General features: G+C 50.0%; 9 protein-coding genes, 2 tRNA genes and 3 rRNA genes. 13 read left to right on the top strand and 1 reads right to left on the bottom strand.

Annotated elements, in window-relative coordinates; translation table 11 throughout:
• Positions 1-40 precede the first annotated feature (40 nt).
• The 13 genes from rluD (at position 41) to LG288_RS09045 (ending at position 14,664) form a co-directional block, all read left to right on the top strand.
• On the top strand, positions 41-1,009 hold the full coding sequence (rluD, locus tag LG288_RS09105) for a 23S rRNA pseudouridine(1911/1915/1917) synthase RluD (protein WP_404399880.1): 969 nt from the start codon (positions 41-43) through the stop codon (positions 1,007-1,009).
• The gene (gene pgeF, locus LG288_RS09100; protein WP_404399879.1) at positions 981-1,688 is read left to right on the top strand and encodes a peptidoglycan editing factor PgeF; all 708 of its coding nucleotides are present in this window, start codon (positions 981-983) and stop codon (positions 1,686-1,688) included. Before rluD ends, pgeF begins: the two co-directional genes overlap by 29 nt.
• Before the next feature lie 68 nt (positions 1,689-1,756).
• Entirely contained in the window at positions 1,757-4,330 is a 2,574-nt protein-coding gene (clpB, locus tag LG288_RS09095; RefSeq protein WP_404399878.1) for an ATP-dependent chaperone ClpB, read from the top strand.
• A 130-nt stretch (positions 4,331-4,460) separates the two neighbouring features.
• Positions 4,461-5,264, top strand: coding sequence for a CDP-diacylglycerol--serine O-phosphatidyltransferase (gene pssA / locus LG288_RS09090; protein WP_404399877.1), 804 nt, complete (start codon positions 4,461-4,463; stop codon positions 5,262-5,264).
• Between the two features lie 351 nt (positions 5,265-5,615).
• Positions 5,616-7,156 (top strand): 16S ribosomal RNA (locus LG288_RS09085).
• A 108-nt stretch (positions 7,157-7,264) separates the two neighbouring features.
• Positions 7,265-7,341: transfer RNA gene (locus LG288_RS09080), tRNA-Ile, on the top strand.
• A 294-nt stretch (positions 7,342-7,635) separates the two neighbouring features.
• Positions 7,636-7,711, top strand: a tRNA-Ala gene (locus LG288_RS09075).
• A 264-nt stretch (positions 7,712-7,975) separates the two neighbouring features.
• A 23S ribosomal RNA gene (locus LG288_RS09070) occupies positions 7,976-10,860 on the top strand.
• A gap of 124 nt (positions 10,861-10,984) precedes the next feature.
• Positions 10,985-11,100 (top strand): 5S ribosomal RNA (gene rrf, locus LG288_RS09065).
• The 16S, 23S and 5S rRNA genes sit together here with 2 tRNA genes alongside, the layout of an rRNA operon.
• 151 nt (positions 11,101-11,251) lie before the next feature.
• The gene (gene murB, locus LG288_RS09060) at positions 11,252-12,247 is read left to right on the top strand and encodes a UDP-N-acetylmuramate dehydrogenase (RefSeq protein ID WP_404399876.1); all 996 of its coding nucleotides are present in this window, start codon (positions 11,252-11,254) and stop codon (positions 12,245-12,247) included.
• A 2-nt stretch (positions 12,248-12,249) separates the two neighbouring features.
• On the top strand, positions 12,250-13,242 hold the full coding sequence (birA, locus tag LG288_RS09055; protein WP_404399875.1) for a bifunctional biotin--[acetyl-CoA-carboxylase] ligase/biotin operon repressor BirA: 993 nt from the start codon (positions 12,250-12,252) through the stop codon (positions 13,240-13,242).
• Positions 13,229-14,002, top strand: a complete 774-nt coding sequence (locus LG288_RS09050) for a type III pantothenate kinase (protein ID WP_404399874.1) — start codon at positions 13,229-13,231, stop codon at positions 14,000-14,002. The genes birA and LG288_RS09050 overlap by 14 nt, the downstream gene beginning before the upstream one ends.
• A 74-nt stretch (positions 14,003-14,076) precedes the next feature.
• Entirely contained in the window at positions 14,077-14,664 is a 588-nt protein-coding gene (locus tag LG288_RS09045) for a tetratricopeptide repeat protein (RefSeq protein WP_404399873.1), read from the top strand.
• 37 nt (positions 14,665-14,701) lie between these two features.
• Here LG288_RS09045 and nspC read toward each other — a convergent pair whose 3' ends face one another.
• The gene (gene nspC, locus LG288_RS09040; protein WP_404399872.1) at positions 14,702-15,835 is read right to left on the bottom strand and encodes a carboxynorspermidine decarboxylase; all 1,134 of its coding nucleotides are present in this window, start codon (positions 15,833-15,835) and stop codon (positions 14,702-14,704) included.

Raw genomic sequence — 15,835 nt, 5'->3', positions numbered from 1 at the left:
TAACGCAGCACAAAGGGCTTTCACAGCACAAACCAAATTTATGAGTGAAACTATTCAACTAGAAGCGATTGTTCCGGAGCAACTGGCCGGAAAACGTTTAGACCAGGCACTGGCCGACTTGTTCCCTGACTATTCGCGCTCGCGGATGAAAACCTGGATAACTGCCGGCAACGTCTCAGTTGATGCCGAAACCGTAACCAAGCCGAGAGAAAAGCTCAAAGCTGGCGCTTTGCTGGCAATTGATGCCGAACTGGAAGCGGAAGAACGCCACCAGGCACAGCCCATTTCGCTGGATATCGTCTACGAAGACAATGATATTATGGTGGTCAACAAGCCGGCCGGTTTAGTTGTCCACCCGGGAGCCGGAGCACCGGACGCAACTTTACTGAATGGTTTGCTGCATCATTTCCCAAAAATTGATCAGGTGCCTCGGGCGGGCATTATTCATCGGTTGGATAAGGATACCACCGGTTTAATGGTGGTTGCTAAGACAGTGCCTGCACAAACTCAGCTAGTTGATATGATGCAAAAGCGGGAAATTAGACGCGAGTACGAAGCTATTTGCAACGGTGTTATGACGGCCGGGGGACTGGTTGATGAGCCGATCGCCCGTCACCCGACAAAACGAACCCATATGGCTGTGGTCGCTAGCGGTAAACCGGCAGTAACCCACTACCGGGTGATGGAACGCTTACGGGCCCACACTTTGCTGCGCTTAAGGCTGGAAACCGGCCGTACCCATCAAATCCGTGTGCACATGGCGCATATCCGCCACCCTCTGGTCGGCGATTTAACTTATGGCGGTCGCCCGCGTCCGCCCAAGCAGGCAAGCGAAGACTTTTTGACTACCCTGCGGGGCTTCAACCGCCAGGCTCTGCACGCGGCTCAGTTGTCGCTGCACCACCCGGTTAACGGTGAATGGATGACGTTTACTGCGCCCCGGCCTGATGATTTTGAGCAGCTTTTAGAAGCGCTTCGTAATGACTTCCAGCAACATTCTAAGACCTGACTGGAGCTTACCGAATAATATCGAAGCAGCCGTTACGTTACGTGATTTTGGCAACCTGGCGACTCACGTAGGGGATGACCCGGCGCTGGTTATTTTACGACGCCGCCATTTAGCAAGGGCCCTGAAGCTTGCCACTGTGCCGCTTTACCTCAACCAGCAACACACCAACAGGGTCAGCATCTGGCCCAACCGGGAGCACACCAGTGATGCTTTAATTGCCGATAAACCGGCAGTGGCTGTGGTGTTAACTGCTGACTGTCTGCCGCTTTTGCTTTGTAGCAAAGACGGGCAACACATCGCAGCAGTGCATGCAGGGTGGCGTGGGCTGGCTGCCGATATCCTCGGTCAGACGCTCAGAACGCTAAAAGTTGACGCCCGGCAGTTAAAGCTGTGGATAGGTCCGGCAATTTGTCAAAGGTGCTATCAGGTGGGTAATGAAGTCAGGCAGGCCTTTTCAAACTGTTTTGATGGTCGTTCGGTGGAGCAGGCTTTTAGTTCTGACGGAGACCGCTGGCGGGTCGATTTACCCTTGCTGGCAGAACGACAGGCTCGTGATTATGGGCTGACCGAAATTACTCAAAGCAATCTGTGTACGGCTTGTTCAGCCGATAGATTTTATTCCTACCGGGAAAACAAAGACCGTGGACGCTTTGCGTCAATAATTTGGCGAAAAAGCTAAATCCTCTCTTGAATTTGCGCAAAAAGCACCCACTATTCTGGTAATGCAACAGAATTAAGGAAGTCATTATGCGACACGATAAATTTACCAGTAAGTTTCAAATGGCGATCGCCGATGCGCAGTCGCTGGCGTTAGGTCGTGATCACCCCTACATTGAGCCACTGCATCTGATGCAGGCGATGTTGGATCAAAATGGCGGGGCGGTGCGTCCGTTATTTACCATGTTGGGTGTTGATATACCGCAGTTTCGGTCAAGCCTTGCCAAAGCTCTTGAAGCCTTGCCTCAGGTCGAGGGTGCGGAAGGTGAAGTTCAGCTGTCACAACAAACGGCAAAGCTACTGAACTTGTGCGATAAGTATGCGCAAAAGCGCAATGATAGTTACATTTCATCGGAGTTGTTTTTACTGGCAGCGACTGAAGATAAGGGTGCGTTGGGCGACTTATTTAAAAAGCAGGGCATTACGAGAGAGAAGCTAGAGAAAGCAATCAATGACATACGCGATGGCCAGAACGTTGATGACCCTAATGCTGAAGATAAGCGTCAGGCGTTGGATAAATACACTCAGGATTTAACTGAACGAGCTGAACAGGGCAAGCTTGATCCGGTGATTGGCCGGGACGACGAAATTCGGCGGACGATACAGGTACTGCAGCGGCGGACTAAAAACAATCCTGTCTTAATTGGCGATCCCGGGGTGGGCAAAACAGCAATTGTTGAAGGTTTAGCGCAGCGCATTATTAACGGTGAAGTCCCTGAAGGCTTAAAGCATAAACGTGTGCTCTCTCTTGATTTAGGCGCATTGCTTGCCGGAGCAAAATATCGCGGTGAGTTTGAAGAACGTCTAAAAGCCGTTCTGAACGAACTGTCAAAAGAAGAAGGCCGTGTCATTCTGTTTATTGACGAGCTGCATACGATGGTCGGAGCGGGTAAAGCCGACGGAGCCATGGACGCCGGTAACATGCTTAAGCCGGCCCTTGCCCGTGGCGAACTGCACTGTGTTGGCGCTACAACCCTGGACGAGTATCGCCAATATGTGGAAAAAGACGCCGCGCTGGAACGCCGCTTCCAAAAAGTTTTGGTGGATGAACCCACGGTAGAGGACACCATAGCGATCTTGAGAGGTCTTAAAGAACGCTATGAAATACATCATTCGGTTGAGATAACGGACCCGGCGATTGTGGCAGCCGCGGCGTTATCGCATCGTTACATCAGCGAGCGTAAATTGCCTGATAAAGCCATCGATTTGATTGATGAAGCAGCCTCCAGTATTCGAATGCAAATTGATTCGAAACCGGAAGATTTAGACCGACTGGAGCGGCGCATTATCCAGCTGAAGCTGGAGCGGCAGGCATTGCAAAAAGAAAAAGACGATGCCAGTAAGAAGCGCCTGGACATACTGCATGAAGAGCTCGATGAACTAGAGCGTAAGTACCAGGAACTTGAAGAAGTCTGGAATTCAGAAAAAGCTGCTGTGCAGGGTACTCAGCATATAAAGTCACAGTTAGATCAGGCACGTACGGACATGGATATTGCCCGGCGCGCTGGTGATTTAAACCGAATGTCCGAACTTCAGTATGGCCGAATTCCTGAACTGGAGCGTCAGCTGGATTTAGCCTTGCAGGCTGAAATGCAGGAAATGACCTTGTTAAAAAATCGGGTCAGTGACGAAGAGATAGCCGATGTACTGTCGCGCTGGACGGGTATTCCGGTAAGCAAAATGCTGGAAGGCGAGCGCGATAAGCTTGTTCAAATGGAGTCTAATTTGCACAAGCGTGTGGTTGGCCAAAATGAGGCGGTAGATGCAGTATCTAATGCAATTCGCCGCTCACGGGCTGGCTTGGGAGACCCAAATCGGCCAATTGGCTCATTTTTATTCCTTGGGCCGACCGGGGTAGGTAAGACCGAGTTGTCTAAAGCACTGGCTAACTTCTTATTTGATACTGACGATACCATGGTGCGCATTGATATGTCGGAATTTATGGAAAAACACTCAGTTGCGCGCTTAGTGGGTGCTCCGCCGGGGTATGTCGGTTACGAAGAGGGTGGCTATTTAACTGAGGCAGTAAGGCGCAAACCTTATTCGGTGATTTTATTGGACGAAATAGAAAAAGCGCATCCGGATGTATTTAATATCTTATTGCAAGTACTGGATGACGGCCGTCTGACGGATGGGCAGGGGCGTACCGTTGATTTTAAAAATACGGTAATTATTATGACCTCGAATCTCGGTTCTGATGTTATTCAGGAGCATGCTCACGAACACAGTTATGAACAGATGAAATCGATGGTAATGGGCGTATTAGCGCAACACTTCCGCCCAGAGTTCATTAACCGAGTTGATGAGACGGTAGTTTTCCATCCGCTGGGACAGGCGGAGATTCGGTCCATTGCTGAATCGCAGCTACAATTGCTATACCAACGTTTGCAAGAGCGCGAGTACAGCCTGGAGCTGGATGATGAAGCTTTAGATCATTTAGCTAAGACCGGGTTTGATCCGATATTTGGCGCCCGCCCGCTGAAACGGGCGATTCAACATGAACTGGAGAATCCATTAGCGCAAAAAATATTGGCTGGCGACTTAACGCCGGGTAAACCGATTAAGGCAACGGTTGAAAATGAGCAATTAGTCATTACTCAGTAATTGCTTAACCGAAATAGAAACAACGCCCACTGTCCGCTGTAAGCGCAGTGGGCTTTTTTGTGGGTTTCCATGGGCAATAAACTCTGTGCTAAACTGGCCTTTGATTCAATAAATTATAGGAAGTCAGGCCATGGAAACAGAAAGCAATAAAAGCCGCGGAATTTATTTACTGCCAAACTTATTTACTACGGCGGGTTTGTTTTCAGGTTTTTACGCTATCGTGGCATCAATGAATGAGCGTTATATCGAAGCCGCTATCGCCATTTTTATTGCTATGGTATTTGACGGCATCGATGGCCGGGTCGCTCGAATGACCAACACCGAAAGTGACTTTGGTGCCGAATACGACAGCATGGCAGACATTGTATCCTTTGGCATGGCACCGGCGTTGGTGGTTTACAACTACGCCTTGGCTGACTTAGGTAAACTGGGTTGGCTAGCAGCCTTTATTTTTGTCGCCGGCGGAGCGCTGCGCTTAGCTCGCTTTAATACCAATCTGGGTTCATCAGATAAGCGCTACTTTCAGGGGCTGGCTATTCCGAGTGCTGCGGCTCTTGTTGCTGGTCTGGTATGGGTAGGCAACAAGTATGAAATTGTTGGCAGCGATATGGCGAGCTTCGCTGCACTGGTGACAATATGCGCAGGCCTGCTGATGGTCACTAATTTTCGATATCACTCATTCAAAGACGTCGACTGGAAAGGTAAGGTTTCTTTCCTTGTAATCTTAATCGTTGTACTGGCGTTTGTGATCGTCGCAACCCAACCATCACTAGTCTTATTTGGTATATTTTTCCTGTATGCGTTGTCGGGACCTGTTCTGACAATCAAAAATGTGAAAAAACTCAAGTTAGAGCATGTTGTTGGCGACGATAATGATGCCGACTTTGAGCAGGACAAGTCAGACAAAAAAGCCGAAGAAAAAGAGAATGATTAGTTTTTAATCAGTCAGAAGTAATTTTGAAAAAAGTGCTTGCAAGGGCCAATAAGATCTCTATAATTCGCCGCCGTTGTCAGGGAGAAAGCCGCGAGGTGATAACCGACAACGGGGTAGCGGAAAAGTTTAAAAAAGAACTTGACGATTACCTAAAGGGATGTAAAATACGCCTCCCTGCTTCGGAAAGAAGCAACGCTCTTTAACAATATATCAAGCCAAGCAAACTGTGTGGGCACTTGCGAAAGTAAGCAAACGAAAATTGTATTGCAACTTTTGAATGAGTGTTCAGCAAGACTTCGGTAACGAAGTTAAGCAAAAACGCGTAATTTATTGAGTTGATTGAACTACTTTTAATTGAAGAGTTTGATCATGGCTCAGATTGAACGCTGGCGGCAGGCCTAACACATGCAAGTCGAGCGGTAACATTTCCAGCTTGCTGGAAGATGACGAGCGGCGGACGGGTGAGTAATACTTGGGAACTTGCCTCTAGGCGGGGGACAACCACTGGAAACGGTGGCTAATACCGCATAATGTCTACGGACCAAAGTGGGGGATCTTCGGACCTCACACCTAGAGATGGGCCCAAGCGGGATTAGCTAGTTGGTGAGGTAATGGCTCACCAAGGCGACGATCCCTAGCTGTTCTGAGAGGATGATCAGCCACACTGGGACTGAGACACGGCCCAGACTCCTACGGGAGGCAGCAGTGGGGAATATTGGACAATGGGGGCAACCCTGATCCAGCCATGCCGCGTGTGTGAAGAAGGCCTTCGGGTTGTAAAGCACTTTCAGTGGTGAGGAAAGGGTAATCGTTAATAGCGGTTACAGTTGACGTTAGCCACAGAAGAAGCACCGGCTAACTCCGTGCCAGCAGCCGCGGTAATACGGAGGGTGCAAGCGTTAATCGGAATTACTGGGCGTAAAGCGTACGTAGGCGGTGTGTTAAGCAAGATGTGAAAGCCCCGGGCTCAACCTGGGAATGGCATTTTGAACTGGCACGCTAGAGTCCTGAAGAGGGTGGTAGAATTTCCAGTGTAGCGGTGAAATGCGTAGATATTGGAAGGAATACCGGTGGCGAAGGCGGCCACCTGGTCAGAGACTGACGCTGAGGTACGAAAGCGTGGGGAGCAAACAGGATTAGATACCCTGGTAGTCCACGCCGTAAACGATGTCAACTAGTTGTTCGTGTCTTTAAGACGTGAGTAACGCAGCTAACGCACTAAGTTGACCGCCTGGGGAGTACGGCCGCAAGGTTAAAACTCAAATGAATTGACGGGGGCCCGCACAAGCGGTGGAGCATGTGGTTTAATTCGATGCAACGCGAAGAACCTTACCATCCCTTGACATCCAGTGAATTTTCCAGAGATGGATTAGTGCCTTCGGGAACACTGAGACAGGTGCTGCATGGCTGTCGTCAGCTCGTGTTGTGAGATGTTGGGTTAAGTCCCGCAACGAGCGCAACCCTTATCCTTAGTTGCCAGCACGTAATGGTGGGAACTCTGGGGAGACTGCCGGTGATAAACCGGAGGAAGGTGGGGACGACGTCAAGTCATCATGGCCCTTACGGGATGGGCTACACACGTGCTACAATGGCGCATACAAAGGGCAGCAAGCCAGCGATGGTTAGCGAATCTCATAAAGTGCGTCGTAGTCCGGATTGGAGTCTGCAACTCGACTCCATGAAGTCGGAATCGCTAGTAATCGTGGATCAGAATGCCACGGTGAATACGTTCCCGGGCCTTGTACACACCGCCCGTCACACCATGGGAGTGGGCTGCACCAGAAGTGGTTAGTTTAACCTTCGGGAGAACGATCACCACGGTGTGGTTCATGACTGGGGTGAAGTCGTAACAAGGTAGCCGTAGGGGAACCTGCGGCTGGATCACCTCCTTACAAAACAGCTTACGGCAGTAAGTGTCCACACAGTTTGCAGGCTTGATAGCAATAGAGAAGAATTCGGGTAGGTCGCGTCCTGACGCGACGTAATGCCTGAAGGTTACTGGGTCTGTAGCTCAGCTGGTTAGAGCGCACCCCTGATAAGGGTGAGGTCGGTAGTTCAAGTCTACTCAGACCCACCATTTTGACGCTCTGGACTGCGTTGTCGGCTTCGTCGCATACTGGTGTATGCTTCCTTGCCTCCGCCTTGCCAGAACGCCAAAAGCATTTCAAGTAGATGGCCTTGCCCTCGCTTGAAATTCCCTTATTAGGTTAGCCGCGATGTTGAGAAGAGGGTTTCCCCGATGTCAGCACGCGCAGGCTAAAGCGCCGACAGCAAGGCGCACGTTGAGTGAGTGAGGGAGCATACCTCGATGGTATGTGACCGATTGAACGAAACGCGCAACGCAGCTGCCGGTGTTTTAGACAAGCACTAGGGGGCCATAGCTCAGCTGGGAGAGCGCCTGCCTTGCACGCAGGAGGTCAGCGGTTCGATCCCGCTTGGCTCCACCATATTCTTCTCTAACCGTATCCTGCGTCCTGACGCAGGAAACGATGTTAGCGTTAAGTGTTTTATTGAAAACATTTACCGGTAACCTTGTGTTACGCGCTCTTTAACAACATGAAAAGCTGATTGTAAAAAAGTAAGAAATGCCACTCTATTTGAACCTATGTGTAAGGTAGAGGCGTATCGAACTTGTGTACAGCAAAGAACAAACAATCTTAGTTGCATTACAGCACTGAAGTTAAGCGCAAGCAGACACTTTGGGGTTGTATGGTTAAGTGACTAAGCGTACACGGTGGATGCCTAGGCAGTTGGAGGCGATGAAGGACGTACTAACTTGCGATAAGCCATGATAAGACAGTAAGAGTCATTTGAGTCATGGATTTCCGAATGGGGAAACCCACTCTGTTTACAGAGTATCCGGCACTGAATCTATAGGTGCCAGGAAGCGAACCCGGAGAACTGAAACATCTAAGTACCCGGAGGAAAAGAAATCAATTGAGATTTCCTCAGTAGCGGCGAGCGAACGGGAAACAGCCCTTAAGCTTATTAAGTGTTAGCAGAATCCGCTGGGAAGCGGAGCCACAGACGGTGATAGCCCGGTATGTGACGGCACATAGTAAGTGAAATCGAGTAGGTCGGGACACGTGTTATCCTGACTGAACATGGGGGGACCATCCTCCAAGGCTAAATACTCCCAACTGACCGATAGTGAACCAGTACCGTGAGGGAAAGGCGAAAAGAACCCCGGCGAGGGGAGTGAAACAGAACCTGAAACCGTGTACGTACAAGCAGTAGGAGCCTCCATGAGGGGTGACTGCGTACCTTTTGTATAATGGGTCAGCGACTTATATTCTGTAGCAAGGTTAACCGTATAGGGAAGCCGTAGGGAAACCGAGTCTTAACTGGGCGTTGAGTTGCAGGGTATAGACCCGAAACCGGGCGATCTAACCATGAGCAGGTTGAAGATTGAGTAACATCAATTGGAGGACCGAACCCACTAATGTTGAAAAATTAGGGGATGACTTGTGGCTAGGAGTGAAAGGCTAATCAAGCCCGGAGATAGCTGGTTCTCCCCGAAATCTATTTAGGTAGAGCCTCGGACGAATACCTGCGGGGGTAGAGCACTGTTTGGGCTAGGGGGTCATCCCGACTTACCAACCCCATGCAAACTCCGAATACCGCAGAGTACTATCCGGGAGACACACGGCGGGTGCTAACGTCCGTCGTGGAGAGGGAAACAACCCAGACCGCCAGCTAAGGTCCCAAAGTTATGGCTCAGTGGGAAACGATGTGGGAAGGCACAGACAGCTAGGAGGTTGGCTTAGAAGCAGCCATCCTTTAAAGAAAGCGTAATAGCTCACTAGTCGAGTCGGCCTGCGCGGAAGATGTAACGGGGCTAAGCCATACACCGAAGCTGCGGCAGCGCATTTATGTGCTGGGTAGGGGAGCGTTCTGTAAGCGGATGAAGGTGTGTTGAGAAGCATGCTGGACGTATCAGAAGTGCGAATGCTGACATGAGTAACGATAATGGGAGTGAAAAACTCCCACGCCGGAAGACCAAGGTTTCCTATCCCATGCTAATCAGGGTAGGGTAAGTCGGCCCCTAAGGCGAGGCGGAAACGCGTAGTCGATGGAAAACAGGTTAATATTCCTGTACCGATGTTTATTGCGATGGGGGGACGGAGAAGGCTAGGCAGGCCGGGCGTTGGTAGTCCCGGTGAAAGTGCGTAGGCTGAGAGTTTAGGTAAATCCGGACTCTTAAGGCCGAGACACGAGACGAGCACCCAAGGGTGCGAAGCTGTTGATGCCATGCTTCCGGGAAAAGCCTCTAAGCTTCAGATAAACATTGACCGTACCCGAAACCGACACAGGTGGTCAGGTAGAGAATACTAAGGCGCTTGAGAGAACTCGGGTGAAGGAACTAGGCAAAATAGTACCGTAACTTCGGGAGAAGGTACGCCGCTGGTGGTGATTGACTTCGCGTCATGAGCTGCCGGCGGTCGCAGTGACCAGGTGGCTGGGACTGTTTATTAAAAACACAGCACTCTGCTAACTCGAAAGAGGACGTATAGGGTGTGACACCTGCCCGGTGCCGGAAGGTTAATTGATGGGGTTAGCGTAAGCGAAGCTCTTGATCGAAGCCCCGGTAAACGGCGGCCGTAACTATAACGGTCCTAAGGTAGCGAAATTCCTTGTCGGGTAAGTTCCGACCTGCACGAATGGTGTAACCATGGCCACGCTGTCTCCACCCGAGACTCAGTGAAATTGAAATCGCTGTGAAGATGCAGTGTACCCGCGGCTAGACGGAAAGACCCCGTGAACCTTTACTACAGCTTGGCACTGAACATTGAACCTACATGTGTAGGATAGGTGGGAGGCTATGAAACACCGGCGCCAGTTGGTGTGGAGCCACCCTTGAAATACCACCCTTGTATGTTTGATGTTCTAACCTGGCACCCTTATCGGGTGTGGGGACAGTGCCTGGTGGGTAGTTTGACTGGGGCGGTCTCCTCCCAAAGAGTAACGGAGGAGCACGAAGGTTGGCTAAGTACGGTCGGACATCGTACGGTTAGTGCAATGGCAGAAGCCAGCTTAACTGCGAGACAGACACGTCGAGCAGATACGAAAGTAGGTCATAGTGATCCGGTGGTTCTGAATGGAAGGGCCATCGCTCAACGGATAAAAGGTACTCCGGGGATAACAGGCTGATACCGCCCAAGAGTTCATATCGACGGCGGTGTTTGGCACCTCGATGTCGGCTCATCACATCCTGGGGCTGAAGTCGGTCCCAAGGGTATGGCTGTTCGCCATTTAAAGTGGTACGCGAGCTGGGTTTAGAACGTCGTGAGACAGTTCGGTCCCTATCTGCCGTGGGCGTTTGAGAGTTGAGAGGGGCTGCTCCTAGTACGAGAGGACCGGAGTGGACGAACCTCTGGTGTTCCGGTTGTCACGCCAGTGGCACTGCCGGGTAGCTACGTTCGGGATCGATAACCGCTGAAAGCATCTAAGCGGGAAGCGAGCCTCGAGATAAGCTCTCACTAGCACTTTGAGTGCTCTAAAGGGTTGTTGAAGACTACAACGTTGATAGGCGGGGTGTGGAAGCGCAGTAATGCGTTGAGCTAACCCGTACTAATTGCCCGTGAGACTTAACCATACAACACCCAAGGTGTTTGGAATTGTTGAGGCAAGTTTGAACGCTCTGCAAAGACATAGGTTGCGTAAGACGCGACAAATTGAGTGGCATGTACAATCAGATTTTTATGTTGTGACAGTTTTTGTCTGGCGGCCATAGCGGTATGGCACCACCTGGCTCCATTCCGAACCCAGTAGTGAAACATACCAGCGCCGATGGTAGTGTGGGGTCTCCCCATGTGAGAGTAGGACACCGCCAGACTTCAAATAAATAACCCCGGCCGTTTGGCCGGGGTTTTTTTATGCTCGTCGGTAAACCGAAGCTTATCCAAGACCTGAATACACTCCTCGTAATCGCTTCATATCCCGGTGTTCCATGCTACAATCTCGCTATTCAGTGGGAAGGGTATTTCATGAGCGTTGATTTACAACCATTACATTCATTTCGCTTGCCGGCACGGGCTTCGGAATTACTGCAGGTTAGTTCAGATCGCGACCTTCGCCTACTTAACAAGCTAACCAATTACCTCATCCTGGCTAGCGGCAGTAATACGGTTTTCGTTGAAGACTACCAAGGCACCATCGTACAACCCCGGTTCTTCGGCATTGACGTTAACGAAGACGATTACGCCTATCACGTGTCTTGCGGTGCTTCTGAAAACTGGCACGATTTTGTGCTTTTTTGTATGCAGCGGAAGATCTTCGGACTGGAAAATCTCGCCCTAATACCGGGTTCAGTAGGTGCCTCTCCCGTTCAAAACATAGGCGCTTACGGTGTAGAAGTTGCTGATTACATAGACTCTGTTGAATGCTTCGATTTAGTTTCCGGTGAATTGTTATCATTTTCTAAAAGGGACTGTAATTTTAATTACCGGGACAGCTTATTTAAACGCCAGCCCGGTCGGTGGCTGATCTGTCGGGTAAATTTTAAATTAACAAAAAACTGGCAGCCGAACATTAACTATCCTGTTTTTTCAGATATGACCAGGCAATCAGCCGCTACCGAGTTATTAAACCGGGTTATTGCGGTGCGCCAGGCTAAGCTACCGAACCCAGAGCAGCTGCCCAACGCCGGTAGCTTTTTTAAGAATCCGCTAGTCAGTGAAACGACACTTACTAACTTGCTGCAGCGCTGGCCCGATTTGGTTTACTTTAATGCTCCCCGGGGCGCTAAAATCGCAGCTGGCTGGCTTATCGATAACCTTGGCTTAAAGGGCTTCTCGGTAGGCGATGCCGCGGTCCATCAACAGCAGGCATTAGTATTGGTCAACAAAGGCAATGCGACGGGAGAGGACGTGCTTAACTTGTGCCAGCATATTCGACGGGTCGTTTTTGATGCCAGCGGAATTACACTGGAGCCCGAAGTGCGCCTGATTGGCCGCACCGGGCTGATTAAGGAATGGTACTAGTCGTGTCCTTTAAAAGCCTACACCGGATTAATGAGGTTTTACTGTTGCTTGCTGATGCGCAGTTTCACTCTGGCCAGGCGCTGGGCGAAGCGTTAGGAATCACGCGTTCGGCGATTAATCAGCACATACAGAAGCTGCTAGAGCTGGGTGTCGACATTTACTCGGTACAGGGCAAGGGCTACCGCTTAGCACAGCCTATCGAGCTGTTAGATAGCCATGTTATTGCGTCTTATAACCGAATGCCCGTTGATCAGTTGCAGGTTCATTCGGTGGTTACCTCGACTAATGATGAGTTAAAACATTATCGCCGGAGTAATTCGTTGAACAACGGCTATGTGTTTTTTGCCGAAGCTCAAACTGCGGGCAGAGGACGGCGTGGCAGGACCTGGTTGTCGCCTTTTGGCAGTAACCTTTACATGAGTGTCTACTGGAAAGTGGAGCTGGGTGTTAATGCTGCTATGGGCATGAGTGTTGCCGTGGGAATTGCCATTGCAGCGGCATTGCGCCACATGGGTATTGCGGATGCGGGTGTTAAATGGCCGAACGATGTTTACGTCCATGGTAAGAAAATAGCCGGGGTTTTGATTGACATCGAGTCCTGTGATGATGGGACAGCGGATTGTATTGTTGGTATTGGTTTAAATATCGATATGCCAGCGACTATAGCAACTCAAATTGATCAGCAATGGACGGACGTAGCAACGGAGTTAGTCGAGCCATGGTCCCGCAATGAAGTAGCTGCCACTCTTTACCGCTATACCGTCAACTATCTGCAGCAATTTAGCAAGCACGGGCTGTCGCCGTTAATCGAGCAATGGACAAAACTGGATGTTTACTTCAACAAACCGGTTAAACTAATTATGGGAAATCGTGAAGTGAGAGGGCTCTGCCGGGGTATTGATGAATTTGGTGCGGTACTGATAGATAATGGCGATCAGGTTGTGCGCTATTTTGGTGGCGAACTGTCTCTGAGGGGGGACGATGCTGCTTATTGATAACGGTAATACGAGAACTAAGTTTGCGTTATACATTGATAACCAGCTTAAATTCGAAGATAAGATTGTTAACGACGAGCTCGAAAAACGCCTCGATGCGTATTGGCTGCAACAATTGCAAGAGCTGGTTGGCGAGACAATTCAAGGCGTCGGCTGCAGCGTCGGAGAAAAACACTCAAGGGGCCTCATCGACCAACGTTTTAAGCACTTTACCGGAGAAATAAAGTGGCTAACCAGCCAGCGCAGACAGAATGATTTAGTCAATGGTTACGCTGATGATTTTGCCCGGCTGGGGGCTGACCGCTGGTTTGCAATGTTGGGTTACCGCGGGGTTAGCTGCCAAAACGCAGTAATTATCGATGCAGGTACGGCGCTGACGATTGACTGGTTGCACCATAGTGGTCAGCATCTTGGTGGGTGGATTGTACCCGGCCGGCGCTTAATGCAGGAGTCACTACACAGCGGTACCGCAAATTTAAAAGAACGGCTGTCAGAACAATGCTTTCCGGAACCTGCTACTAACACTCAGCAGGGAATGAGCTTCGGAGTACATTACGCCTTGGTCGGAGCCATTGCTCAGGCGCTGGAGGTAGCCCCCCGAATATTTGAACAACAAAGGTTTAATGTGGTGGTTACCGGCGGTGACGGAGAACGCTTGATCCAGTCGCTGAACAATAAGCAGCCATTGCTTTATCAACGAATTGATGACTTAGTGTTTAAGGGATTAGCGGCTGCGGCCGATAACCTGAGTATGGTATGAATTGGCTAAGCAGGATTAAATTAATGGGTCGCACTGGGCAATACTTAGTTACCGCTTTCAGCCTCGTAACGTCAATGATGACACCCGCATTGGCACAAGAAAGTGAACTGGAAGCTGTTCAGCTTTATAGTGATGAGCAATTGGTCGAGATGTTTGAGGATAATAGCCATTTGCGGCAGGTAGAGCAGGTCGATCGCTGTCAGCTGATACAAGACATTGAAGCTCAGGCGGCTCTTGAAAAACGTCCTACTTACCAGTTTTTATATGGCGATATGTTGGCCTGGGGCGTTTGCTATGAACGCGATGTAGAGCAGGGCATCCACTACATGCAGATAGCTGCTGATCAGGGTTTAATTTATGCTCTTGAGCAACTGGGACGCTACTATCATGAAGGCACATTAGTTCAGCCGGATATCCACCGGGCTATCGTTTATCTGCGGGAAGCGGCGTCTTTGGGTAATTTAGCAGCTCAAAAACGTTTCGCTGATATTATGATTGCCGGGAAAGGCAGTCCTTATGATTTTCCGCATGCTTACCACTGGTTGCACAACGCCGTTACCGGCGACGAAGAGCAACATCGGGAAATCCGCGACAAACTTAATCAGCTGGCTCGCTTAATGCCCGCATCAGCCGTGCAGCAAGCTCGCCAGAAAAACCTTTAATCCTGTTGCTCAGACAGCACTTAACCAGGCTACCGGATTAAGACAACCGGTCGCGAAAGTCCTGGTAGTTAAACTGTCTGACGCAGTCAAATTGCCCGTCTTTACGTAAGATACCAATAGCCGGATGCTGAACACCATTGAAGAAAGTTGTCTTTACCATGGTGTAATGCATCATATCTTCAAAAACCAGCCGATCACCGACTGCCAGAGGCTGATCAAAACTGTAACTGCCAATAACATCACCGGCCAGACAGCTGTTGCCCCCTAAACGATAAACAAACTCCTTTTCATTGGGCAGCCCGGCTCCTGTAATTGCGGGTCGGTAGGGCATCTCCAGAACATCAGGCATGTGGCCCGTTGCCGAAATATCCAATATAGCGATATTGCCATCGTTAACAACGATATCGACCACTTCACAAAGTAGTGGGCCTGTTCGCCAGGCAACCGCCGAACCGGGTTCCAGGATAATCTTTAGCTGATAGCGCTGAGCAAAATCCCTTAACAGGCTAATTAAGTGATCGACATCGTAGCCTTCTCGCGTCATTAAATGACCGCCGCCGAGGTTTAGCCATTCCATTTGCTCAAGGTAAGACGAGAAACGTTTTTCTACCGCATCTAGGGTCCTTTGCAGAGCATAAGAATCACATTCGCATAAGTTGTGAATATGAAGCCCGTCAATATCTGTTAAGTCAACGCCTTCCAGGTCGCTGGCCCGGACACCCAGCCTTGAGCCCGGCGCGCTAGGATCGTAAAGTTCAGTCTCTGCTTCCTGATGTTCCGGGTTGATCCGCAAGCCCATTGAGACGCCTGCGGCTTTAGTTTGTCGCTGATAGGTCTGCCACTGGGTCAGACTGTTAAACGAAATATGGTTTACCAGTGGTAGTAGCTCGTCAATATCCTGCTGTTTATAGGCTGGCGAGTAGGCATGTACTTCGCGACCGAACTCTTCGGCCGCGAGCTTTGCTTCCCAAACTGAACTTGCTGTACACCCTTTTAAGTACTCCCGCACAATTGGAAAAGCGGACCACATAGCAAAGCCCTTTAATGCCAGGATGATATCGGCGCCACTTTCCCGCTGCACACGCTCCATCAATTGCAGATTCTCGCGTAACAGCGTCTCATCCAGCACATAGCAGGGAGAAGGAATAGCAGGATCGGTATATCTGCTCAT

Origin of the sequence: Idiomarina seosinensis, assembly GCF_044797955.1 — a bacterium.
Taxonomy (GTDB): domain Bacteria; phylum Pseudomonadota; class Gammaproteobacteria; order Enterobacterales; family Alteromonadaceae; genus Idiomarina; species Idiomarina seosinensis_A.
This window is presented reverse-complemented; position numbering and strand designations above follow the sequence as displayed.

What these genes read in the sequence shown, in the direction of transcription:
- pgeF (WP_404399879.1), top strand. Translation starts at nt 981, where the DNA reads ATGACTTCCAGCAACATTCTAAGACCTGACTGGAGCTTACCGAATAAT.
- rluD (WP_404399880.1), top strand. Translation starts at nt 41, where the DNA reads ATGAGTGAAACTATTCAACTAGAAGCGATTGTTCCGGAGCAACTGGCC.
- nspC (WP_404399872.1), bottom strand. Translation starts at nt 15,835, where the DNA reads ATGAGCAGATATACCGATCCTGCTATTCCTTCTCCCTGCTATGTGCTG.
- murB (WP_404399876.1), top strand. Translation starts at nt 11,252, where the DNA reads ATGAGCGTTGATTTACAACCATTACATTCATTTCGCTTGCCGGCACGG.
- LG288_RS09045 (WP_404399873.1), top strand. Translation starts at nt 14,077, where the DNA reads ATGATGACACCCGCATTGGCACAAGAAAGTGAACTGGAAGCTGTTCAG.
- clpB (WP_404399878.1), top strand. Translation starts at nt 1,757, where the DNA reads ATGCGACACGATAAATTTACCAGTAAGTTTCAAATGGCGATCGCCGAT.
- pssA (WP_404399877.1), top strand. Translation starts at nt 4,461, where the DNA reads ATGGAAACAGAAAGCAATAAAAGCCGCGGAATTTATTTACTGCCAAAC.
- LG288_RS09050 (WP_404399874.1), top strand. Translation starts at nt 13,229, where the DNA reads ATGCTGCTTATTGATAACGGTAATACGAGAACTAAGTTTGCGTTATAC.